The organism is Acidovorax sp. NPDC077693, assembly GCF_044542805.1.
In the GTDB taxonomy this organism is placed as follows: domain Bacteria; phylum Pseudomonadota; class Gammaproteobacteria; order Burkholderiales; family Burkholderiaceae_C; genus Acidovorax.
The window spans coordinates 176,682-197,241 of sequence record NZ_JBITVD010000001.1; the positions used below are offsets into that span (position 1 = coordinate 176,682).

22 protein-coding genes are annotated in these 20,560 nt (G+C 68.4%); 10 read left to right on the forward strand and 12 right to left on the reverse strand.

Annotation, left to right across the window (positions count from 1 at the left end):
- Positions 1-29: 29 nt before the first annotated feature.
- The 8 genes from ACIGHN_RS00865 to ACIGHN_RS00900 all read left to right on the forward strand — a co-directional run bounded on the left by ACIGHN_RS00865 (position 30) and on the right by ACIGHN_RS00900 (position 8,022).
- A complete protein-coding gene (locus tag ACIGHN_RS00865) occupies positions 30-1,124 on the forward strand; it encodes an ABC transporter ATP-binding protein (protein ID WP_396502885.1) in 1,095 nt (364 codons plus the stop codon).
- Positions 1,121-2,017, forward strand: coding sequence for an ABC transporter permease (locus tag ACIGHN_RS00870; protein ID WP_396502886.1), 897 nt, complete (start codon positions 1,121-1,123; stop codon positions 2,015-2,017). Before ACIGHN_RS00865 ends, ACIGHN_RS00870 begins: the two co-directional genes overlap by 4 nt.
- A 5-nt stretch (positions 2,018-2,022) precedes the next feature.
- Entirely contained in the window at positions 2,023-2,817 is a 795-nt protein-coding gene (locus ACIGHN_RS00875; protein WP_396503076.1) for an ABC transporter permease, read from the forward strand.
- Positions 2,818-2,832: 15 nt separating this feature from the next.
- The gene (locus tag ACIGHN_RS00880; protein ID WP_396502887.1) at positions 2,833-3,159 is read left to right on the forward strand and encodes a (2Fe-2S)-binding protein; all 327 of its coding nucleotides are present in this window, start codon (positions 2,833-2,835) and stop codon (positions 3,157-3,159) included.
- Positions 3,156-4,562, forward strand: a complete 1,407-nt coding sequence (locus ACIGHN_RS00885) for an FAD-dependent oxidoreductase (RefSeq protein WP_396502888.1) — start codon at positions 3,156-3,158, stop codon at positions 4,560-4,562. The genes ACIGHN_RS00880 and ACIGHN_RS00885 overlap by 4 nt, the downstream gene beginning before the upstream one ends.
- A complete protein-coding gene (locus ACIGHN_RS00890) occupies positions 4,559-5,737 on the forward strand; it encodes an NAD(P)/FAD-dependent oxidoreductase (protein ID WP_396502889.1) in 1,179 nt (392 codons plus the stop codon). Before ACIGHN_RS00885 ends, ACIGHN_RS00890 begins: the two co-directional genes overlap by 4 nt.
- A 43-nt stretch (positions 5,738-5,780) precedes the next feature.
- Entirely contained in the window at positions 5,781-6,851 is a 1,071-nt protein-coding gene (locus ACIGHN_RS00895; RefSeq protein WP_396502890.1) for an ABC transporter substrate-binding protein, read from the forward strand.
- Between the two features lie 181 nt (positions 6,852-7,032).
- A complete protein-coding gene (locus tag ACIGHN_RS00900) occupies positions 7,033-8,022 on the forward strand; it encodes a c-type cytochrome (protein ID WP_396502891.1) in 990 nt (329 codons plus the stop codon).
- Between the two features lie 311 nt (positions 8,023-8,333).
- On the opposite strand, the gene ACIGHN_RS00905 is transcribed toward ACIGHN_RS00900, so the two are convergent.
- From ACIGHN_RS00905 to ACIGHN_RS00925, 5 genes are all read right to left on the reverse strand, one after another.
- Positions 8,334-9,095, reverse strand: coding sequence for a plastocyanin (locus tag ACIGHN_RS00905; protein WP_396502892.1), 762 nt, complete (start codon positions 9,093-9,095; stop codon positions 8,334-8,336).
- Positions 9,096-9,101: 6 nt separating this feature from the next.
- Positions 9,102-9,578: a group 1 truncated hemoglobin gene (locus tag ACIGHN_RS00910; RefSeq protein WP_396503077.1), complete on the reverse strand. Its 477-nt coding sequence runs from the start codon at positions 9,576-9,578 to the stop codon at positions 9,102-9,104.
- A 31-nt stretch (positions 9,579-9,609) separates the two neighbouring features.
- Positions 9,610-10,542, reverse strand: coding sequence for a DUF3034 family protein (locus tag ACIGHN_RS00915; protein WP_056420755.1), 933 nt, complete (start codon positions 10,540-10,542; stop codon positions 9,610-9,612).
- Positions 10,543-10,747: 205 nt separating this feature from the next.
- Positions 10,748-11,539, reverse strand: coding sequence for an anti-sigma factor domain-containing protein (locus ACIGHN_RS00920; RefSeq protein ID WP_056162022.1), 792 nt, complete (start codon positions 11,537-11,539; stop codon positions 10,748-10,750).
- A gap of 16 nt (positions 11,540-11,555) precedes the next feature.
- Complete coding sequence (locus ACIGHN_RS00925) at positions 11,556-12,131, reverse strand: RNA polymerase sigma factor (protein WP_396502893.1); 576 nt, start codon at positions 12,129-12,131, stop codon at positions 11,556-11,558.
- Positions 12,132-12,322: 191 nt separating this feature from the next.
- On the opposite strand from ACIGHN_RS00925, the gene ACIGHN_RS00930 reads away from it, so the two are divergent.
- A complete protein-coding gene (locus tag ACIGHN_RS00930) occupies positions 12,323-12,733 on the forward strand; it encodes a c-type cytochrome (RefSeq protein WP_396502894.1) in 411 nt (136 codons plus the stop codon).
- Between the two features lie 19 nt (positions 12,734-12,752).
- On the opposite strand, the gene ACIGHN_RS00935 is transcribed toward ACIGHN_RS00930, so the two are convergent.
- The 6 genes from ACIGHN_RS00935 to ACIGHN_RS00960 form a co-directional block, all read right to left on the reverse strand.
- Positions 12,753-13,703, reverse strand: coding sequence for an EamA/RhaT family transporter (locus ACIGHN_RS00935; protein WP_396502895.1), 951 nt, complete (start codon positions 13,701-13,703; stop codon positions 12,753-12,755).
- 122 nt (positions 13,704-13,825) lie between these two features.
- Positions 13,826-14,818 carry a Bug family tripartite tricarboxylate transporter substrate binding protein gene (locus tag ACIGHN_RS00940; protein WP_396502896.1) on the reverse strand — a complete coding sequence of 331 codons (993 nt, stop codon included), beginning with the start codon at positions 14,816-14,818 and terminating at the stop codon, positions 13,826-13,828.
- 76 nt (positions 14,819-14,894) lie between these two features.
- The gene (locus tag ACIGHN_RS00945; protein WP_396502897.1) at positions 14,895-15,761 is read right to left on the reverse strand and encodes an SDR family NAD(P)-dependent oxidoreductase; all 867 of its coding nucleotides are present in this window, start codon (positions 15,759-15,761) and stop codon (positions 14,895-14,897) included.
- A 45-nt stretch (positions 15,762-15,806) separates the two neighbouring features.
- Positions 15,807-16,631, reverse strand: a complete 825-nt coding sequence (locus tag ACIGHN_RS00950; RefSeq protein ID WP_396502898.1) for a hypothetical protein — start codon at positions 16,629-16,631, stop codon at positions 15,807-15,809.
- Positions 16,628-17,443, reverse strand: coding sequence for a citryl-CoA lyase (locus ACIGHN_RS00955; protein ID WP_396502899.1), 816 nt, complete (start codon positions 17,441-17,443; stop codon positions 16,628-16,630). The genes ACIGHN_RS00950 and ACIGHN_RS00955 overlap by 4 nt, the downstream gene beginning before the upstream one ends.
- A complete protein-coding gene (locus ACIGHN_RS00960; RefSeq protein WP_396502900.1) occupies positions 17,440-19,002 on the reverse strand; it encodes a class I adenylate-forming enzyme family protein in 1,563 nt (520 codons plus the stop codon). The genes ACIGHN_RS00955 and ACIGHN_RS00960 overlap by 4 nt, the downstream gene beginning before the upstream one ends.
- A 142-nt stretch (positions 19,003-19,144) precedes the next feature.
- Here ACIGHN_RS00960 and ACIGHN_RS00965 point away from each other — a divergent pair, with 142 nt between their 5' ends.
- Positions 19,145-19,888 (forward strand): IclR family transcriptional regulator, encoded by a 744-nt coding sequence (locus ACIGHN_RS00965; RefSeq protein WP_396502901.1) that lies wholly within the window; start codon positions 19,145-19,147, stop codon positions 19,886-19,888.
- An 89-nt stretch (positions 19,889-19,977) separates the two neighbouring features.
- Here the strand turns inward: ACIGHN_RS00965 and ACIGHN_RS00970 are convergent, their stop codons facing one another.
- Positions 19,978-20,547: a TetR/AcrR family transcriptional regulator gene (locus ACIGHN_RS00970; RefSeq protein ID WP_396502902.1), complete on the reverse strand. Its 570-nt coding sequence runs from the start codon at positions 20,545-20,547 to the stop codon at positions 19,978-19,980.
- Between the last annotated feature and the right edge of the window lie 13 nt (positions 20,548-20,560).

The following is a 20,560-nucleotide window of genomic DNA, read 5'->3' on the forward strand; positions in this document are numbered from 1 at the left end:
AAGAAACCGGAACCCGAAGAAAGGCCCCCATGTCCTTCCTCCAACTTACCGACGTGACCAAGTTCTACGGCAGCACCTGCGCGGTGCAGTCCATGAACCTCACGGTGGAAAAAGGCGAATTCGTCTCCCTGCTCGGCCCATCGGGCTGCGGCAAGACCACCACCTTGCAGATGGTGGCGGGCTTCGAGGCGGTGAGCAGCGGCCGCATCGAGCTGGACGGGCGCGACATCACCCACGCCAAGGCCAACACGCGCGGGCTGGGCATCGTGTTCCAGAGCTATGCGCTTTTTCCGCACATGACGGTGGCCGACAACGTGAGCTTTGGCCTGGAGATGCGCAAGGTGCCCAAGGCCGAGCGCAAGGACCGCGTCGCCCAGGCCCTGGGCCTCGTGCACCTGGAGCCGCACGCCACGCGCTACCCGCGCGAACTGTCGGGCGGCCAGCGCCAGCGCGTGGCCCTGGCGCGCGCACTGGTCATCGAGCCGCCCGTGCTGCTGCTGGACGAGCCGCTGTCCAACCTGGACGCCAAGCTGCGCGAGGAGATGCAGTTCGAGCTGCGCCAGATCCAGCGCAAGGTCGGCACCACCACGGTGATGGTCACGCACGACCAGAGCGAGGCCATGTCCATCAGCGACCGCGTGGTGGTGATGGAGGCCGGCCGCGCCACGCAGATCGACCACCCGCACCGCGTGTACGAGCACCCGCGCACTCGCTTCATCTCCACCTTCGTGGGCAAGGCCAACCTGGTGCCCGGCAAGGTGACGTCGGCGACCGGCACCCACACCCATGTGGGCGCCGGGCCCATCGAGGTGCGAGTGGACGGCGCGCAGTTTCGCCCCGGCGCGGCCGTTCTGCTGAGCGTGCGGCCCGAAAAGCTGCAGCTGGTGCCCCCAGTGCAGGGCCGCATCGACGGCGAGGTGCAAGAGCGCTTCTTTCTGGGCAGCCAGTGGCTGTACCGCGTGGGCACACCCATGGGCGACCTGATGGTGCTGGCGCCCAACGACGGTCGCAGTGCGCTCGACGAAGGCGACCGCACGGGCCTGGACTGGCCTGACCACTGCATGCGCCTGCTGCCCGCAGATGAAGCCGCCATGGCAGGCGCCGAGGCCGAGGCCACGCCATGACAGCCACCCCATCCACCCTGTCCGCAGCGCCCCACCCGCTGCTGGGCAAGAAGGCCATGCCCTGGTGGCTGTCCGGCCCGGCGCTGCTGCTGTTCACCGTGCTGCTGCTGGTGCCACTGGCGCTCACGGCGGTGCTGTCGTTCAACGCGTTCGACCCGGCCACGGGCGTGAAGGCGGGCGAGTTCACGCTGGAGCACTACCGCCATGTGTTTGCCGATTCGTACTACCACGCGATCTTCTGGCGCACCTTCTGGATCGCCGGGCTGGTCACGCTGATCTGCGTGGCCATCGGCGCGCCAGAGGCCTATGTGCTCAGCCGCATGCGCAACCCGTGGCGCTCCATCTTGCTGCTGGTGGTGCTGGCGCCCTTGCTGGTGTCGGTGGTGGTGCGGGCCTTTGGCTGGAGCATGCTGCTCGGCCCCGAGGGGCTGGTGAACGCTGCCTTCGGCCTGGTGGGCATCGGCCCGGTGAAGATGCTCTACACCGAGATCGCCGTGGTGGTGGCGCTGGTGCACGTGATGCTGCCGTTCATGGTGATCCCCGTGTGGACATCGCTGCAGAAGCTGGACCCGGGTGTGGAGAACGCCGCGCTGTCGCTGCAGGCCTCGCCCTTCACCACGCTGCGGCGCATCGTGCTGCCTCAGGTGCTGCCGGGCATTCTGTCGGGGAGCCTGATCGTGTTTGGCCTGGCGGCCAGCTCGTTCGCCATTCCCGGCCTGCTGGGCGGGCGGCGGCTGAAGATGGTGGCCACGGTGGTGTACGACGAGTACCTGCACGAGCTGAACTGGCCGCTGGGCGCCGCCATTGCACTGACCTTGCTGGTGGCCAACCTGGTGGTGATGCTGAGCTACAACCGCCTGGTTGAAGGCCGCTATAAAAAGTCGCTGGGGTAACCATGATGCACAAAAACGGCCCCATCGCCCTCGCGTTCAACGCGCTGGTCATCACCTTCATGCTGGCCCCGCTGCTGGTGGTGTGCATCGTCGCGTTCACGCCGCACAACACGCTGACGCTGCCCACGACCGAGTTGTCGCTGCGCTGGTTCAAGGCGGTGTTCGACCACCCGGACTTCATGCAGTCGTTCTGGAACAGCCTGTGGCTGGCGCTGGCGTCTGCCACGCTGGCGACAGCGCTGGCAGTGCCCGCGGGCATTGCCATCACACGCTACGACTTCCCTGGGCGCGGCTTTCTCAATGGGCTGTTTTTGTCACCGCTGATCATCCCGCACCTGGTGCTGGGCGTGGCCCTGCTGCGCCTGTTCGCGCTGATCGGCGGCACGGGCAGCTTTGGCTGGCTGGTGGTGGCGCACGCGCTCATCGTGACGCCGTACACACTGCGCCTGGTGGTGGCGGCACTGGTGGGGTTCGACCGCAGCGCGGAGCACGCAGCCCTGTCGCTGGGCGCCAGCCAGGCCACGGTGTTCACGCGCATCACGCTGCCGATGATTCTGCCGGGCGTGACGGGCGGGTGGATGCTGGCCTTCATCAACAGCTTTGACGAAGTGACCATGTCGATCTTCGTCACCTCGCCCAGCACGGTGACGCTGCCGGTGCGCATGTACATGTATGCCACCGAGTCCATCGACCCGCTGATGGCGGCCGTGTCGGCGCTGATGGTGGCGGTGACCGCCTTTGCCATGGTGCTGCTGGACCGCGTGTATGGCCTCGACCGCGTCCTCGTCGGACGGAAGTAGATGGACACGACTGCCATGACTGTGAATACCGCCTTGCTGCACCGCGTGGCAGAAACCTCGCGCCGCGCCGTGCCTTTCATGCTGGACGGGCGCCCCACCACGGCGCTGGAAGGCGACACCGTGCTGACGGCCATCCTCACCCAGCGCGCACAGTTGCGCCGCAATGAGTTCAGCCACGAGCCGCGCGCAGGCTTTTGCCTGATGGGCGCCTGCCAGGACTGCTGGGTGACGACCGACAGCGGCGAGCGCCTGCGCGCCTGCAGCACCTTCATCACCCCCGGGATGGCGCTGCGCACCGAAGCCGCCGACGCAGCCACCTTTGCCAGCGGGGGCCAGCCATGACGACGGCGCCTGCCTTGCAACCCGTGATCGTGGGCGCAGGCCCGGCCGGCATCCGCGCCGCGCAGACGCTGGCGGCCCACGGCGTGCGGCCGGTGCTGATCGACGAAGCCGCGCGCGGCGGCGGGCAGATCTACCGCCGCCCGCCTGCGCACTTCCAGCGCACCCCCGCCACGCTGTACGGCACCGAGGCCGCGCGTGCCACCGAACTGCACAGCACGCTGGACGGCCTGCACGCACAGATCGACTACCAGCCCGACAGCCTGGTGTGGAACGCGCAGGGCGGCCTGCTGGACGTGTTGCACGGCCCCACGCAGACCACGCGCACCGTGCCCTACGGCCAGCTCATCGTGGCCAGCGGCGCCACCGACCGCGTGCTGCCCTTGCCGGGCTGGACGCTGCCGGGTGTCTACACGCTGGGCGGCGCGCAGGTGGCGCTCAAGTTCCAGGGCTGTGCCATCGGCAGCCGGGTGGTGCTGATGGGCACGGGCCCGCTGCTGTACCTGGTGGCCTACCAGTACGCCAAGGCTGGCGCCATGGTGGCTGCGGTGCTCGACACCGCGCGCTTGGCCGACCAGCTGGCCGCCGTGCCCGCCATGCTCACGCAGCCTGCGGTGTTTGCCAAAGGCGTGTACTACGTGGGCTGGCTGCGCGCGCACGGCGTGCCCATCCACAGCGGCATCCGCCCGGTGCGCGTGCTGGGCGACAGCCGCGTGGCGGGCGTGGTGTGGGCCGATGGCGCCGGGCGCGAACACACGCTGGACTGCGATGCCGTGGGCTTTGGCTACGCGCTGCGCTCCGAAACACAACTGGCCGACCTGCTGGGCTGCCGCTTTGCCTGGGCACCGATGCACCGCGCCCACCTGCCCGAGCGCGATGCCGCAGGCCGCAGCAGCGTGCAGGGCGTGTACCTGGCGGGCGACGGCGCGGGCATCCTGGGTGCCGACGCGGCCGAGTGGGCCGGCGAGCTGGCCGCGCTGGCACTGCTGCAGGACCACGGGACGGCCGTGGATGCGGCGCGCATGCAGGCGCTGCAGGGGCAGCTCCATCGCCTGGTGCGGTTTCGCCACGGGCTGGAGCGTGCGTTTCCCTTCCCCACCGACTGGGCCGCACACGCGCCCGACGCGCTGGTGGTGTGCCGCTGCGAGAACATCACGGCCGGCGATCTGCGCGCCTGCGTGCGCGAGACCGGTGCCGATGAAATGAACCGCCTGAAGGCGCTCACCCGCGTGGGCATGGGCCGCTGCCAGGGCCGCAGCTGTGGCGTGGCAGCGGCCGAGATCCTGGCGCAGGCCACCGGCCAGCCCGTGGAGCGGGTGGGCCGGCTGCGCGGACAGGCGCCGATCAAACCGGTACCGATCCACCTGCAGGCACGGCAGGCCACCGACGTGGGAGCCAGCGCATGAGCAGCACCACGCCTCGAACCATCAAGACCGACGTCGCCATCGTGGGCGGCGGCATCGTGGGTGCATCGGCCGCGCTGGCCCTGCGCCGCCAGGGCGTGGACGTGGTGCTGCTGGAGCGCGACCTGTGCGGCTCGCGCTCGAGCGGCGTGAACTACGGCGGCGTGCGCCGCCAGGGGCGGCCGTTGAGCCAGTTGCCGCTGGCGCAGCGCGCCCACGAGATCTGGGCACGCTTGCCCGCGCTCATCGGAACCGATGGCGAGTACGCCCGCACCGGGCACTTCAAGATCGCGCGCAGCGACGCGGACATGGCCGCGCTGGAGCACTACGCCGACCTGAGCCGGGACTTCGATCTGGGCATCGAGCTGATCAGCGGCGAGCGCCTGCGGGCACAGTGCCCGTGGCTGGGCGGCAAGGCGGTAGGCGGGTCGCTGTGCGTGGACGACGGGCAGGCCAACCCGCGCCTGGTGTCGCCCGCGTTCGCGCTGGCCGCACAGCGCGCGGGTGCGCAGATCTTCGAGCGATCGCCGCTCACGCACATCGAACATGACGGCCAGCAGTTGTTCACGCTGCATTCGGGCCAGGCTTTGCAGGTGCAGGCGCCGGTGGTGCTCAACTGCGCGGGCGCCTGGGCCGGTGCCATGGCAGAGCAATTCGGCGAAGCAGTGCCGCTGCGCTCCGGCCACCCCGCGATGATGGTCACCGAGCCCCTGCCCTACTTCATGCAATGGAGCCTGGGCGTGGAAGGCGGCGGCATCTACTGCCGCCAGGTGGCGCGCGGCAACCTGGTGCTGGGCGGTGGGTCGGGCTTCTGGCTCGACGGCGACCGCGCGCGCTCGGAGCGCAGTGCCATCGCGTCGCTCACCGTGCAGGCGGTCGAACTGCTGCCTGCGCTGAAGCACGCGCACTTCATCCGCACCTGGAGCGGCACCGAAGGCTACCTGCCCGACCGCCAGCCCGTGCTGTGCAAGAGCCGCACCACGCCCGGCCTGATCCACGGCTTCGGCTTTGCGGGCGCGGGTTTTCAGATCGGCCCTGCCGTGGGCGAAGTGCTGGCCGAACTGGCGCGCGACGGCCAGACGAGCACACGGATCGACGCGTTTTCTCTGGCGCGATTCGACGAACCACCGACGCCTGTCGATAACGCCACCCCCACAACCACAGTGCCGGCCCATTGAGCCGCCGATCCTTCACCCCCTGACCCACTGAAAGGCAATCACCATGAACTTCGCTTTCCGCACGAACGTCTCCCTGCGCCGTGGCCTGCTGGCTGCGACGGCTGCCACCGCCCTGGCGGCCGCCGGTCCAGCCGCCGCGCAGACCAAAACGCTGTACATCGGCATGAACGGCGGCACCATGGAGAAGGCGTACACGCAGTACGTGTTCCCGGCGTTCGAGAAGCTCCATGGGGTGAAGGTGGTCGTAGTGCCCGGCACGTCGTCGGACATCCTGGCCAAGGCGCAGGCCAACAAGGACCGGCCACAGATGCACGTGATGTTCCTCGATGACGGCATCATGGTGCGCGCCATGGGCATGGGCCTGTGCGAGAAGCAGCGCCCCAACCCGCACCTGAACGACATCTACCCGGCCGCCCGCTTCAAGGACGACCTGGCCAGCGGCGTGAGCCTGGGCATGACCGGCATCGCCTACAACACCAAGATGTTCACCGAAAAGGGCTGGGCTGCGCCGACCTCGTGGATGGACTTTGCGGACCCCAAGTACAAGGGCAAGGTGGTGTTCCAGTCCATGCCGTCGTCGTCGTTCGGGCTGCACGGCTTTTTGATGTTCAACCGCATCCAGGGCGGCAACGACAAGAACGTGGAGCCGGGCTTCAACAACTGGGCCAAGACCATCGGCCCCAACGTGCTCGAGTACATCCCGAGCTCCGCCAAGATCTCCGAGATGGTGCAAACAGGTGAAGCCGCGATGTTCCCGCTCACGCCCACGGCGGTCGCTGCGCTCAAGGCCAAGGGCATCCCGGTGGAGTACGCGCAGCCCAAGGAAGGCTCGGTGGTGCTCATGACCGGCCAGTGCGTGATCGCCAAGAACAGCGAGCCCGAGCTGGCGCAAAAGCTGGCCGAGTTTCTGCTGAGCCCGCTGGCGCAGGCCAACGTGCTGCAGTTCGGCGCGCAGATCCCCACCAACCCCAAGGCACCGGCTGTGGGCGAGGGCGCGGCGCAGGTGGCACAGATCAGCCAGTGGATGAAGAACGCCGTGACGCTGGACTGGGACAGCGTGAACGCGAACCGCCCCGCCTGGAACACGCGCTGGAACAAGACCATCGAGCGTTGAGCGATGTACGCTGGACCGGCTGGGGCGCCGCTCCACGCGGCCGGGCTGTTTGTGACAAATGTCACCAGCCCTGCCACACCCTGCGAAAGCAGCGTGCCCCAAACCGCTTCTTCGACTTCAGAATCCGCCGCCTGAACACGGAATTCATTCGAAGTCGAAGTCAAAGGAGAGGGGCCCCACCATGAAACGCTGGATCCAATGGACCGCAGGCAGCGCACTGCTGCTGGGCGTGATTGTTGCCGCCACCGCAGCCACCGGCCTGTACCTGGCAGAGCAGCGGCGCAACCGCTACATCGACATCAAGCCCCGCCCCGTGGCCTACACCACCGATGCGCAGACCATCGAACGCGGCCGCTACCTGTATGCATCGCGCGGCTGCACCGACTGCCATGGCGCGCAAGGAGCGGGCCGCGAGTTCGTGAACGACGGCAAGGGCACGCGCATCGTCGGACCCAACATCACGGCGGCAGGCGTGGTGGGCCGCTACCAGCCCGAGGACTGGAACAGCGTGATCCGCCACGGCGTCAAGCCCAACGGCCGGCCCGTGATGGTGATGCCCAGCGAAGACTACAACCGCTTCACCAACGACGACCTGAACGCGCTGGTTTCGTACGTGCGCCAGTTGCCGCCCCAGGAAGGCACGGCTGAGGCCGTGGTAGACCTGCCCCGCCCCGCCTGGGTGCTGTACGGCCTGGGCGTGATCCCCGACGCGGCTGCGCGCATCGACCACCAACTGGCGCCGTCACGCCCCGTGCCGGCCGGCGTGACGCTGGCCAACGGCCAGTACGTGGCCAACATGTGCATCGGCTGCCACGGTGCCACGCTGGAAGGCGGCAAGATCCCGGGCGGCCCGCCCGACTGGCCTGCGGCCGCGGACATCCGCCCCAACGCCCAGCGCGCCGACAGCGCCATGGCGCGCTACCCCAATGCCGCCAGCTTCGTGGCGATGCTGCGCACCGGCAAGCGGCCTGACGGCACGCCCATCCAGGTGATGCCGTTCGAATCACTGGGGCAGCTGAGCGACACGGATGCGCAGGCGCTGTACCTGTACCTCAACGCACCGGCCGGCAGCGTGAAACAGGGCCGCGTGAGTGCCCCGGCACTGGGCGGTGACACGAGCAGCGCCATCACCGTGCCGTCGACACCGATGGGGCTCAGGCTGCCGGGATGAAGCGCGCAAGGAGTCAGTGGCGCAGACTGAACTGCCCGCCCCGCCCCGCCCGGCGCTCCGAAAACGATGCGTTCACACGACCGGCCTCTCGGGCAACGACCCTTTCCGATAAACACCCGCTCGGGTAATCAACCTTTCGGGCAACCATTCGCTCTGACCACAAGCCGTTCGGGCTGAGCTGTCGAAGCCCTGCGATGCGCTTCGACAGGCTCAGCGTGAACGGTGTGGGTGGTGCAATGAAGTGCAGGCCGGGCACAAGGGCGAGAGCGAGGGCGAAGGCGCGCTTGAACGCCCTGCCCTACGACGACCGGTCAGCTCCCGGAATGCGCATGCCCACCATGCGCAGGCGCCAGGCTGTACGACCCCGCCGGGCCACCCGGCGTGTTGGACGGCGTGGCTGGCGTGGCGGCCGGTGCGCGGCGCACGCGGGGCACCACGCTCAGTTGCACGGTGTCCAGCACCGGGCCGGGCACCACGTTCAGCGCCTTGCGCGGCAGGTCCACCAGTTGTTCGGCATGCCACACGCGCACCTGGGCGCCGCCGTCCGGCACGGCCGGGAAGCGTGCGATGCCGTCGTTGTCGGTCTTGAGCGTCCAGGCCGAATCGGTCACGAAGACATGGCCGCGCATGGAGCCGTGCAGGTGGCAGCCCAGCAGCACTACGCCGGGCGCGTCCAGCTTCACGTCGGCAAAGTTGGCGGGCTTGCCGTCGGCCTTGCCGGCCAGGCGCAGTTCGAAGTTGCTGCTGGCGGATGCAGCAGCAGCACCCGCCGCTGCCGCGCCCGTGGGGTTGCCCCGCACGTGGTGGTCCCACCGGTCCTGGTTGGTAAAGCGCACCGTGGCACCCGCGGGCACCACCGTCACGGCGGGCACGAAGCGCATCTTTTCCTGCTCGATGGTGGGGCTGGCCTGCAGCAGGCTGGGCTGCGCGCCTGTAGCGGCCCCGGGGTAGACCACCACCACGGCGTCGGACACGGGCTTGCCGTCGCGGTCCAGCACCTGGATCTGGACATTTCCGGCGCTGACGCTCGTCCACACAGCGCAAGCAGCTATCAAAACAATAGTGTTTTTCATGGCGATTCAGCGGATGGTGATCACGTCGCGGTGCATGGGCGCGAGCAGGGCCAGCAGGCGGTTTTGCTGGACGAAGGGTATGCCCTGGGCATCCATGGCGCTTTGCAGCACCTCCACCAGGGCGTTGAAGTGGCCCTTGTTGATGTCCATGTCGGCATGGGCCGATTTCATGTCGGAGCCTTCATATTTGCAAGGCCCGCCGCTGAGCTGGCAGATCTGGTCGGTCAGGCTGTCCTTGAGCGCCTGGGGCTTCACATCCTTGAAGTGCCCGCCGATGCGCGGGTCCTTCACGACCCGGTTCACGAAGTCGTCCATCAGGCGGGTGATGCCGGGCTTTTCGCCCAGCGCCTGGTACAGGCCTGCGGGTGCTGCCGTTGCGGCCATGGTGGCGTTGGGCGCAGGTGCGGCCTGCGCCAGCGCGGCAGGGGCGCCCATGCAGGCCATCGCGGCCAGGCCCAAGGCGAGGAGGGGGTGTTTGTTCATCATGGGGGACTCCGGTGCGTCACTCAGTACGTCAGAACGCAACTTGGGCCGACAGGTAATAGCCTGTCTGGCGGCGGTTGTTGGTGATGCCCGGCACGATGCGCCCCAGGTCCACGTAGGCAAGCGTGAGCGACACGTTCTTGGTCGGCGCCCAGGCGATGAAGATGTCCTTCCAGTCGTCCTCGCGCAGCGCGGCGCCCAGGCCGGCGGCGGCGCCCAGCGCCTGCAGGTTGTTGGGCTTGAAGCGGTACTCGGCGCCCACGGCCAGGTTTTTGCTCAACAAATAGGCGATGGAGAACTCGGGCTGCAGGCTGCGGCTGTTCTTGCCCGGTGCGGCCGAGCCGAAGCCCAGCAGGCCGTTCTGGTTCGCGTTGGTGTAGCGCAGCGTGCCGTTGACGAGCAGGCTTTGCGCGAGCAGCAGTTTGGTGGCGCTCACATACACATCGGTGCCACTGGTCCTGGTGCCCAGAAAGTCCAGCACCGACCCGATGGAGCCCGGGTGCGTGCGCTTGTGCTCCAGGCCCACCGCGATCTGCGGCATGAGGCTGTCGGCATCCAGAATGGCGTCGCCCGCCACCTTCACCTTGATGCCGACCACGTCCATCTTGATGTGCTGGCCGGGCGTGACGCCGAAGGGCGCGATGCCGTTGAGCGCCAGCGCGGGCGAGGCATCGAAATCCTGCCGGGCCAGCGACAGCTCCACGCGGTCATGCAGGCCGACGGCCACGCCGTAGCCGTTGAGGCTGTAGTCCTGCGTGGCCGCCCGCGTGACGTAGCCGCTGTAGCCGACCTCGCCCGCCGTGGCGTTGGTGCCGATCACGGCCCAGGGCGTGAGCCCGCCGCCGGCCGACCCGCCTATGGTGCTGACACCGCCTGTCAGCAAGAGCTTGCCGGTGTCCGCCTGCGCGAGGCCGGCGCCCAGGGCCAGCGCGGCCAGCAGGATGCAGTGGAGCCTGTGTTTCATCGTGATCTCCCAACGGTTGGAATGCTTGTAAGTGGATGTTGCACCCAACTTACGGACCGCGGAACACGCTGGATTCAAAAACGACAGAAATTTTTGCGGGCCACTGAGGAAGGTCGAAACGCTGAGTGGCCTGGTCCGCAGGCGCCATGGCGCCCGCGCATCCCACCCTCGTGGAACGCGAAGGGCGCGATTAACGCGACGAACGCTACAGCGTGCGCTGGATCAGCTCGCCCTTGAACAGCACCGGCCCGGTGGGCCCTGTGGCGCTGGGCACGCCACCCTTGGGCTCCAGGCTGATGGCCAGCGCCGGCACCTGCCGGACGTCGGATTCGCCCGCCACCAGCTTGAGCAGCTTTTCCTGCCCCAGCACTCCGAGCGACCGCGGCCCGCCCGAGGGCGGCAGTGCCCACAGCTGCAGCGACTTGTCGGCGCCTTCCTGGAAGCCGCCCACGCGCTGCAGCACCAGCTGGTTGTTCTTGGGGTCGAAAGTGACCAGCATCGATGCAGCCGCCTTGTCGTCCGCCAGCACGGCCACGTACTGGATCTGCGGGGTGGCCTGCAGTTGCTGCTGCAGGGTGGCGATCTGCTGGCCCGACGTGGCCTTGAGCGCGCCGTGCACCTGCACGCCGACGGCCACCGCCGCCACCGTGGCCAGCGCACCTGCGGCGGCCGCGCCGCGCCACACCAGCAGGCTGTGCCACCAGCTGCTGGCGGGCGCTGGCGCCGGGGCTGCATGGGCGGCCTGCATGGCCTGCGCGGCCTTGTCCGCCTCGACCAGGTTGTGGATGCGCGTCCAGACGTGCGAAGACGGCTGGGCCAGCTCCTGCAGCTCGGTCAGGCCGGACCACCGGCTTTGCCACACCAGCGCAGCGGCCCGCACGGGGGCCTGGTCACGGGCCAGGGTTTCGAACCGGCGGCGCGCGCCGCCGCGCAGCGTGCCCAGTGCGTAGCTGGCCGCCAGCCGGTCGAGCAGTTCAGGGTGTCGGGAGATGTTCATGGCGAGTCCTCCTGGCTCAGGCATACCGCGCCATGCAGGCGCGCAACTGCTCCAGCCCGCGCCGGATCCAGGTCTTGACGGTGCCCAAAGGCAGTTTGAGCTGATCGGCGAGGTCGCCGTGGCTCAGGTCGCGCAGGTAGGCCAGGCTGACCACCTCACGCTGCTTGTTGTCGAGCTTGCCCAGGCACTGGTGCAGCGCAAAGGCCTGCTCGCTGGCGTCGGTCGCGTCCATGGGGTTGGTGCTGTCGCCCTCCAGCGTGTCGGCCAGAGCGTCGTCCAGCTCGTTCATCAGGTCGGCCCGGTCGCTGCTGCGCTTGCGCAGGGCGTCGAGCGCCCGGCTGCGCACGATGAGCCCCATCCACGCCATCGGCGGGCTGAGCGACGCGCGGTAGTTGCCGGCAGACCGCCAGATGGTCAGGAAGGACTCCTGCAGTACGTCCTCGGCCGCATCACGGTTGCGCACCACGCGCATCGCCAGGCCAAAAAGCCGGGACGAGGTGCTCTCGTACAGGCTTTTGAGCGCGGTGTCGTCCTGCGCGGCGATGCGGTCTAGGAGGTTCATCAGGTCACTGTCGGTGTACAGGGTGCTCATGCGCCCATTCTCTGGGATTGGTCGATCTTCTCGATGCAAAGGCATCCTCTGTAGGTGAATACGCCACAGCCAGCGCTTTGGATTCAGCACGCCGACACCCTGCGCGAGATAAAACCCGCCAGTCCTGCGGGGCCGGTGAATCCAGACCGCCACACCGCGCGTACTGAAGGGGAAGCCACCCACCACACCCGATGACCTCTACATTTCCAGGCCGCACGCCTGTCAGTGCGCACACACTCTGGGCCCCCTGGCTGCTGGCCGTCCTGTTTGCCGCCGGTGGCAGCCCGGCGCTGGCCCAGTCGGTAGAACGCGGTCGCGCCGTGTATGCCGCGCACTGCGCCAGCTGCCACAGCATCGACACCCACCATGACGGCCCCGCACACCGCGGCGTGGTGGGGCGACGCGCCGGTGCGCTCAAGGACTTCGACTATTCGCCCGCACTGCGCAACAGCCGGATCCTGTGGACGCGCGCCACGCTGAAAGCCTGGCTCACGGACCCGGAGGCGCTGATCCCCGGCCAGGGCATGGACTACAGCCTGGACAGCGAGCGCGACCGGGAAGACGTGGTGGCGTACCTGGCCACCCTGAAGCGCCTGCCTTGACGCTGACGGTGAAGCCCGCCTACCACTGCGCGCAGATGCCCACCAGCCCGGCCACCACCAGCGCCAGCCCGGCACCTTCGGTGCGGGTGAGGCTTTCCCGGAACACGCGGCGCGACACCAGGTAGCTGAACAGCACCTCCACCAGCCCCAGCGTGCGCACGTCCGACGCGGGCCGCATGGCATAGGCCGTGAACCAGGCAATGGACGCCACCGCACCCATCGACCCCGCCACCACCGACATGCGCCAGGCCCGCGCAATGGCGCCGGCCACCCCGGGCTGCCGCGCCAGCAGCCAGCCGCCCAGCACCACCGACTGCAGCAGCTGCGCCCAGAATACGCCCCAGGCCCCTGCCACCCACGGCGCCACGCCCGCGTTCACCTCGGCCAGCGCCAGCGATGCCCCGCGGAAACCGACACTCGCCAGCGCAAAGCACGCGCCCGACGCCAGCCCGTACACCACCAGCCGGCCGCTGCCCTGCCCTGCCGTGGCCGAAGACCCGGCGCGCAGCGCCCGCCAACCGCCCGGCGGCAGCGACAGCAGCACCACGCCGACAGTGGCCGCAGCCATGGCGCCCAGCGCGAGCGGCCCGGGCAGCTCGTGCAGCAGCACGGCCGAGAACAGCGCCACCTGCAGTACCTCGGTCTTGGAATACGCCACGGCGAGCACGAAGTTGCGCTCCTTCATGGCCAAGAGCAGGAATGCCGTGGCCCCCACCTGGGTGAGCGCGCCCATGGCGAGCCACGCGGCATACACCCCGTTGAACTGTGGAATGCTGCCCGCGCCCCAGAAGGTCAGCCCCGCCACCCAGGCCGTGGCCAGCGGCAGGCCGTACAGAAAGCGCACCAGCGTGGCAGCCAGCGTGCCCAGCTCGGCGGTGAGCGAGCGCTGGGCCGCGTTGCGTGCGGTCTGTGCCAATGCGGCCCACAGCGTCAGCGGTATCCACGCCCAGGCAATCCAGGAAAGAGTCATGCAAGGGTTATAGCGGGCCCCTGGCGCGCCGCCCGACGCCAATGGGCAGTGCGGCCATGCAGGGGCGCGAGGGCTCGGCGCGCCACACCGCCAGCGAGCCGGTCCGTCAAAGCGTGAGCAGTTCAGTCGGCCGTGATGTGGCTGGTCTCGGCCACCTTCTTCCACTTCACGATGTCGTCGGCAATGATCTTGGTGAAGGCTGCGGGCGTGTCTTCGACCGTGATCGCACCGGCCGCGGCGAACTTGTCCTGGACGGCCTGCGTGCGCAGCGCACGCACGATGCCGCCATGCAGCTTCTCCAGCACATCGGCCGGCAATCCGGCGGGGGCCAGCACGCCGTTCCAGAAGCCTTCGTTGGCGCTCTTGAGGCCCAGCTCGGCGAACGTGGGCACGTCGGGCAGCTCCTTCAGGCGCTGGGGCGTGGCCAGGGCCATGGGCACCAGGTTGCCCGACTTGATGTGCGGCATCGAAGACGCCAGGGTGTCGTAGATCATCTCGACCTGGCCGCCGATCACGTCGTTGAGCGCCGGGCCCGTGCCGCGGTACGGCACATGCACCACGCGCAGGCCGCTGAGCGACTTGTAATATTCCATGGCCATGTGGGTGGCGCCGCCATTGCCCGACGATGCATACGAGAACTTGCCCGGCGACTGCCCCACCAGCTTGGCGAACTCCGCATAGTTCTTGGCCGGAAAGCTCTTGTTGATGGCCAGCACACCCGGCACCGACAGGATGCGCGTAATGGGCGTGAAGCTCTTGAGCGCATCGAAGCTCAGGTTTTTGTACACCGCCGAATTCGTGCCGTTGGTGCTGGTGGTGCCCAGCAGCAGCGTGTACCCGTCGGCCTTGGCCTCGGCCACGAAGCGCGCACCCACCGAGCCGCCCGCACCGGCCTTGTTCTCCACGATCACCGGCTGGCCCAGCTCCTTGGACAGCGCATCGGCCAGCACCCGGCCGCTGATGTCCGACGTGCCACCCGGCGGAAACGGCACCACCAGCTTGATCGGCTTGTCGGGGAAGGCGCCCTGCGCTGCGGCGGGCAGCACGGCTGCGGCCCCCAGCAGTGCAAGTGCGACGCCGGCGGCGGTGCGGCGGTTCATTCGTTGCGTGTTCATGGGTGTTGTCTCCTGCGATTGTTGGAATGAAAGGATCGATGAATCCTGGAACCTGAAACTGAAACCTGGGCGGCCTTTACTTGCCCGTGCAGGCCTTGCCACCATCCACCGGAATGCACACGCCCGTCACGTAGCGCGCCTCGTCGCTCGCCAGAAACAGCGCCGTGTAGGCCACGTCCCAGGCCTGGCCCATGCGACCCATGGGGCTGGCGGCATTGCGGGTGCGCAGCATGTCTTCGGTGCTGGCGAACTGGCCGGCGATCTGCTGGTGGATGAGCGGCGTGTCGATGACGCCGGGCAGCACCGCATTGGCGCGGATGCCCTGCGCCGCGTACTGCACGGCCAGCGCACGCGTCAGGTGGTTGAGCCCCGCCTTGGCCGCGTAGTACGGCATGTAGGGGTAGCTGTTGATCTGCTGCGAGGCCAGCGACGAGATGTTGACGATGGCGCCGCGCCCCCGCGCCAGCATCACCGGTATCACGTGCTTGCAGGTGAGGAACACGCCCGTGAGGTTGGTGTCGATCACCTGCTGCCACGTGGCCTCGTCCATGTCGACCACGCTGCCCATGCGCGTGATGCCCACGTTGTTGTGCAGGATGTCGATGGCGCCGTAGCGCGCATGCACGCGCCGCACCACGTCGGCCACGGCGGCGGAGTCGGTCACGTCGGCCGCATAGGCCTCGGTGTCGAAGCCTTCGGCGTACAGCTGCGCACGGGTTTCCTCGGCCGCCTCGCGGCGGATGTCCACCACCGCCACGCGCGCGCCCTCACGGGCATAGACCATGGCCGCGGCCTTGCCGTTGCCCCAGCCGGGGCCGGACGAGCCGCCACCGAACACCAGCGCCACCTTGCCCGCCACACGGCCCCGGCCCGGCAGCGCATCGAGCGGCGGAAAGTACGCGGCCGATGTTCCCGGGCTGCTTGCATGTGCTGTGGTCGCCATGGATGAATGTCTCTCTCTTTGTGGGTGGGTGCCAGGTCTTCAGGCTCAGTGCACGGCCGCCATGAGCTCGGCCCAGTCGCGTGCGCCTTGCCCTTCGCGCGCCCCCAGGGCGTAGGCCGCCTGGTTCACGCGGCTGATCACCCCCGTCTCCCATGCGGACCGCGCGTCGCCGATGCGGGCACTGCTGCCAGCCACCGTGGCGGCCGGGATGCCCCGAGCATCGAGCGCCGGCAGGCGCGAGACGCCGGCCCCGTCGCAGCCAATGCCCGCGTCGTTGTACAGCGCAGCGAACACCGGCAGCTTGATCGCGGTCTCGAACCGCCCGCCCAGCAGGCCGCCGTGCGACGCGGTGATCACCACCGACTCCGCGTCTTCTTCGGCCACGAGCGAGGCCGAGTCGATGAGCACCACGGTGCGGTGCCCGTGCGTGCCCGGCAGTACCCTGCGCGACTCACCGGGCGATGGACCGGGGTCGACGGCGCCGAGCTGTGCCGCCGCCATGCAGCGCGCGGCTTCCATGGCGGGCATGCCCACGCGCACGCCCAGCGCCACCGCCCGTGTATTGGCGAACGAGATCAACCCGCGCGCGGCGCAGTCGGCCCCGTCGCCGATGCGTGCGGACCGGTGGTGGATGGCCGCGCAGGGCACGCCCAGGCTGTCCGCGTAGTGCAGCCCCGCGATGCCTGCGCGCTCCAGGCCCACGCCGGCGTCGCACACCACAAGGCCTGCCACCCCCTCGGTCAGGGCCAGGTGCACCGCAAACACGCCGCCGTGCGATGCGGCCACCGCCACCTGGCCGCGCACGCCGGGCCCCATGCGGGTGACCGAGTCGCAGACCAGTACGTCGTGGGCCAGGGTGCCGCCGCTCATTCGCCGCTCCGGTCCTTGTTGTGGCCTTCGCCCGTGCCGCGATACGTCACCTCGTGGTCCACCAGGTCCCACACGAAGCGGGCGGACGGCACGCGCTGCTCTTCAGCGATGTGCGCCACCAACCCCGCCGCACGCGAGATGACGGCAAAGCCGCGCATCAGCGCCGGGGGCACGCCCAGCTCGCCCAGCAGTGTGCCTACCGCGCCCGTGGCGTTGATGGTGATGTGCTTGCCAAAGGCGGCATCCACCTCGCGCGAGAGCACCTCGATGGCGCGCAGGTAGTGCCCCTCGAAGCGCGGGTGCTCGCGGCCGATGGCCAGCAGCTTGGCGGCACGTGGGTCGTCGGGCTTGTGCATGTGCTGGCCGAAGCCGGGGATGGGCTTGCGCTCCGTGCGATAGCGCTGCACCGCGGCGCGCGCCGCGGCCTCCACACCTTCGGGCGCATCGAGTATCTGGCGCAGCAAGATGGCCGAATTTTCCACCGTGCCCACGAACTGGCTGCCCACGGCCAAGAGGCCTGCGGCCACGCCGCTCTGGATGTTCTCGGGCGAGCTCATGTAGACCATGCGGGTGGCGATGGCGCTGGGCGTGAGGCCGTGCTCCATGATGGCGATGAGCGCTGCGTCGAGCACACGCAGGTCGTCGGCGTCAGCCCGCCGGTTCAGGATCTGCGAGAACAGCACATCGGTAAAGCCGCGCTGCCCCAGCACATCGTCGGCCAGGTTGTCGCCCCGGTAGTGGATCGACGTCTGCGAATGCGTGCACAGCTCGGTGTACGGGCGGTCGGTGGGTTTGTTGCTGCTTTGGCTCATGCAGACCTTTCCTGGCTGGCCTGGCGCACCAGGCGCGTGATGTCGGCCTTGAGCGTCACCTTGTGCACCTTGCCCGCCACGCTGCGCGGCAGGTCGGCGTAGAAGTGCACGGCCTTCGGTGTCTTGACGGACCCCAGGTGCTCCTTGGCAAACGTGATGATCTCCTGCGCGCTGACCTGTGCGCCGGGCTTGAGCTGCACCGCCGCATGCACGGCCTCGCCCCACTTGTCGTCCTCGATGCCGAACACGGCGGACTCGTGCACCGCCGGGTGCTGGTCCAGCACGCTCTCCACATCGATGGGGTAGACGTTGAATCCGCCGGTGATGACCACCTCGCGCAGCCGGTCCTTGAGGAACAGGTAGCCGCGCTCGTCCACATAGCCCCGGTCGCCCGTGTGCAGCCAGCCGTCGATGATGGTCTCGGCCGTCTTGTCGGGCGCCTTCCAGTAGCCGTTCATGATGAGGTCGCCGCGCACCACGATCTCGCCCGCCTCGCCCGTGGGCAGCAGCGCGCCCTCGGGGCTCATGATGGCCATGTCGGTCAGCAGGCCATGGCGGCCCACGGAGCGCCAGTTGGCCTCGTCCGCGAAGTCTTCCGCCCGCATCACGCTGACCACCTGGGGCGCCTCGGTCTGGCCGTAGGTGGTCTCCAGCACAGGGCCGAAACAGTCGCGCACCACACGGATCTTTTCAGGCGGCATGGGCGCGCCGCCGTAGATCAGGTGCTTGAGGCGCGGCAGCTGCAGGCGCTCGCCATGCGCTTCTGCCACCAGCATGTACAGCAACGTGGGCGGCATGAAGGTGGTGGTGATGCCATCCTCGCGAAAGCTGCGCAGCAGCTCGGCCGGCTTGTTGCTGCCGGGCAGCACCAGGCAGCCGCCCTGCGCCAGGATGGGCAGCAGGTAGGTAGAGGTACCGTGCGTGACCGGGGCCGAGATCAGGTAGCGGTCTTCCGCATCGAAGCCGAACGCGTGGATCTGGTTCACCAGCGTGGTCACCCACGCGCGGTACGGCTGCATCACGCCCTTGGGCACGCCCGTGGAGCCGCCGGTGAACTTGATGGCCTGCGCTTCGTCGCGCGAGCGGCCATGGGGCTGCGGCTGCTGACCGGTGTGCGCGGCAGCGGCCACGTCCAGCGTCGCATAGATGTCGCCGCGCTCGCCGACTTCACCGCCTTCTCCGCCTTGCCCCAGCGCGAGCACGGCCTTCACGCCCGCCAGGTCCAGCGTGCCCAGGTGGGCGGGTTCTGCCAGCACGATGCTCGGGTCGGTAAAGGCAATGATGCGGTTGAGCTCCGCCGCAGGGTTGCGCCAGTTGAGCGGCACCCACACCTTGCCCGCCGCCAGCACGGCCAGCAACGCCACGATGTGCTCCACCGTGTTGCCGGCGCAGATGCCCACGCGCGAGCCGGGCGTTGCATCCAGCTGCTGCAGTGCGCACGCTGCCGCATTCACACGTGCCGCCAGCTCGGTGTAAGTCAGGGCCTGGCCGCCGCCGGTCAGCGCCGTGCGCTGGGGATACATCCGGGCGGCCCGGTGGAAGAAGTCGATGGGGTACATGCAGATATTCCGGGATACGGACTTATTTAAGCTTGCCACCAGCACAATCGGTAGCAAAATCAATGGAAATTATTGCGACCAATGCCTTTCCAGCAAAGGACAAAAGTCCGCCATACGGATTAACCGCGAATTTGATGCTCCCATGACCACCGTACAAAGCCTGGACCGCGCCATCGAGCTGCTGCGCCTGATTTCTGCCGAACACAAGTCCGGCGCGCGCCTGTCCACCCTGGTGGCCGCCAGCGGCCTGGCGCAACCCACCGTGCACCGCCTGCTCAAGCAATTGGTCGAAGGCGGCCTGGTGATGCAGGACGCCCAGCGCCGCTACCGACTGGGCCACTTCGCGTATGAGTTGGGGCTGGTCGCCTCCACCCACTTCCACCTGCGCGACCAGTGCGCGCCGTACCTCGCGCGCATCAGCGCCGAGACGGGGGACACGGTGTTTCTGGTGGTGCGCAGCGGGGCCGATTCGTTTTGCCTGGACCGGCAGTCGGGCAGCTTTCCCATCCAGGTGCTGACCGTGGAAGTCGGCAAGCGCCGCCCGCTGGGCATCGGCGGCGGCGGGCTGGCGCTGCTGAGCTTCATGCCGCCGGACGAGTTGCCCGACGTGCTGGACCGCATAGAGCCGCACCTGCATGCCTACGGCGGCCTGACGCGGGCGACCCTGCTAGGGCTGATACAGACCGCGCGCGCGCAGGGCTACGCCAGCATCACCAACTACGCGGTGGCGGGCGTGACGAGCATTGGGGTGCCGATCCGCGACCGGGGCGGTGTCGTGATCGGCGCGATCAGCGTGAGTGCGATGACGGCCCGGATGCAGCCCCGGGAGGGGTTGGTGGTGCAGACGCTGCAGCGGGAGATTGCGGGGTTGCAGAAGGGGTTGTAGGGGAGGCGCTGTCGACGGCTTTGCGGCGGTTGTCGTCGTACACGGAGCCTTGCCGAAGCCAAGCCGGAGGCGCCGAGCGCTTTGTCACCCTACCTGCGCAAGGTCCTTGAGACCACGGCTTGAAAGCTATCCATCACTTCATCCATCGGATGACCCATCTGGACATGGACGATAGCGCCGTCGATCACTAGCGACAGAGGCCGTCCCGCAGCCACAGCATCGCGCGCAAACAGGTCATCGAGCACGGACGCCATCTCTTGCTTGTGGCGACGGACAGTTTCAAGGATGGCGGGATCGGACGAGCCCAGTTCGGCCGCTGCATTGAGAAATGCACAACCCCGAAAGTCCGGCTGGCTGAACCAAGTTTTGAGGGTCGCTGCAAGCGCCTTCGCCGCTGGCACACCAGTGGCGGTGGCTTGCGCCAAGCTGGCTCGGAACCAGGAGATCCACTTTTCATGGCGATAGTCGAGGTAGGCGCGGATCAGGTCGTCCTTGCTTGCGTACTGCCGGTAAAAGGTGACTTTGCTGACCGAAGACCGCTCGATGATCTTGTCCACACCTGTCGCCCTGATGCCCTCACCGTAGAAGAGAGCATGGGCAGCGATCAGGATGCGCTCCCGCGGGGGCAATGGCTCCAGCGATTTTTCGGAAGTTGTCATGACGACATTATAG

Excerpts from the sequence above, each read along its gene's own strand:
- ACIGHN_RS00865 (WP_396502885.1), top strand. The coding sequence starts at position 30 with ATGTCCTTCCTCCAACTTACCGACGTGACCAAGTTCTACGGCAGCACC.
- ACIGHN_RS00870 (WP_396502886.1), top strand. The coding sequence starts at position 1,121 with ATGACAGCCACCCCATCCACCCTGTCCGCAGCGCCCCACCCGCTGCTG.
- ACIGHN_RS00875 (WP_396503076.1), top strand. The coding sequence starts at position 2,023 with ATGCACAAAAACGGCCCCATCGCCCTCGCGTTCAACGCGCTGGTCATC.
- ACIGHN_RS00880 (WP_396502887.1), top strand. The coding sequence starts at position 2,833 with ATGACTGTGAATACCGCCTTGCTGCACCGCGTGGCAGAAACCTCGCGC.
- ACIGHN_RS00885 (WP_396502888.1), top strand. The coding sequence starts at position 3,156 with ATGACGACGGCGCCTGCCTTGCAACCCGTGATCGTGGGCGCAGGCCCG.
- ACIGHN_RS00890 (WP_396502889.1), top strand. The coding sequence starts at position 4,559 with ATGAGCAGCACCACGCCTCGAACCATCAAGACCGACGTCGCCATCGTG.
- ACIGHN_RS00895 (WP_396502890.1), top strand. The coding sequence starts at position 5,781 with ATGAACTTCGCTTTCCGCACGAACGTCTCCCTGCGCCGTGGCCTGCTG.
- ACIGHN_RS00900 (WP_396502891.1), top strand. The coding sequence starts at position 7,033 with ATGAAACGCTGGATCCAATGGACCGCAGGCAGCGCACTGCTGCTGGGC.
- ACIGHN_RS00905 (WP_396502892.1), bottom strand. The coding sequence starts at position 9,095 with ATGAAAAACACTATTGTTTTGATAGCTGCTTGCGCTGTGTGGACGAGC.
- ACIGHN_RS00910 (WP_396503077.1), bottom strand. The coding sequence starts at position 9,578 with ATGAACAAACACCCCCTCCTCGCCTTGGGCCTGGCCGCGATGGCCTGC.
- ACIGHN_RS00915 (WP_056420755.1), bottom strand. The coding sequence starts at position 10,542 with ATGAAACACAGGCTCCACTGCATCCTGCTGGCCGCGCTGGCCCTGGGC.
- ACIGHN_RS00920 (WP_056162022.1), bottom strand. The coding sequence starts at position 11,539 with ATGAACATCTCCCGACACCCTGAACTGCTCGACCGGCTGGCGGCCAGC.
- ACIGHN_RS00925 (WP_396502893.1), bottom strand. The coding sequence starts at position 12,131 with ATGAGCACCCTGTACACCGACAGTGACCTGATGAACCTCCTAGACCGC.
- ACIGHN_RS00930 (WP_396502894.1), top strand. The coding sequence starts at position 12,323 with ATGACCTCTACATTTCCAGGCCGCACGCCTGTCAGTGCGCACACACTC.
- ACIGHN_RS00935 (WP_396502895.1), bottom strand. The coding sequence starts at position 13,703 with ATGACTCTTTCCTGGATTGCCTGGGCGTGGATACCGCTGACGCTGTGG.
- ACIGHN_RS00940 (WP_396502896.1), bottom strand. The coding sequence starts at position 14,818 with ATGAACACGCAACGAATGAACCGCCGCACCGCCGCCGGCGTCGCACTT.
- ACIGHN_RS00945 (WP_396502897.1), bottom strand. The coding sequence starts at position 15,761 with ATGGCGACCACAGCACATGCAAGCAGCCCGGGAACATCGGCCGCGTAC.
- ACIGHN_RS00950 (WP_396502898.1), bottom strand. The coding sequence starts at position 16,631 with ATGAGCGGCGGCACCCTGGCCCACGACGTACTGGTCTGCGACTCGGTC.
- ACIGHN_RS00955 (WP_396502899.1), bottom strand. The coding sequence starts at position 17,443 with ATGAGCCAAAGCAGCAACAAACCCACCGACCGCCCGTACACCGAGCTG.
- ACIGHN_RS00960 (WP_396502900.1), bottom strand. The coding sequence starts at position 19,002 with ATGTACCCCATCGACTTCTTCCACCGGGCCGCCCGGATGTATCCCCAG.
- ACIGHN_RS00965 (WP_396502901.1), top strand. The coding sequence starts at position 19,145 with ATGACCACCGTACAAAGCCTGGACCGCGCCATCGAGCTGCTGCGCCTG.
- ACIGHN_RS00970 (WP_396502902.1), bottom strand. The coding sequence starts at position 20,547 with ATGACAACTTCCGAAAAATCGCTGGAGCCATTGCCCCCGCGGGAGCGC.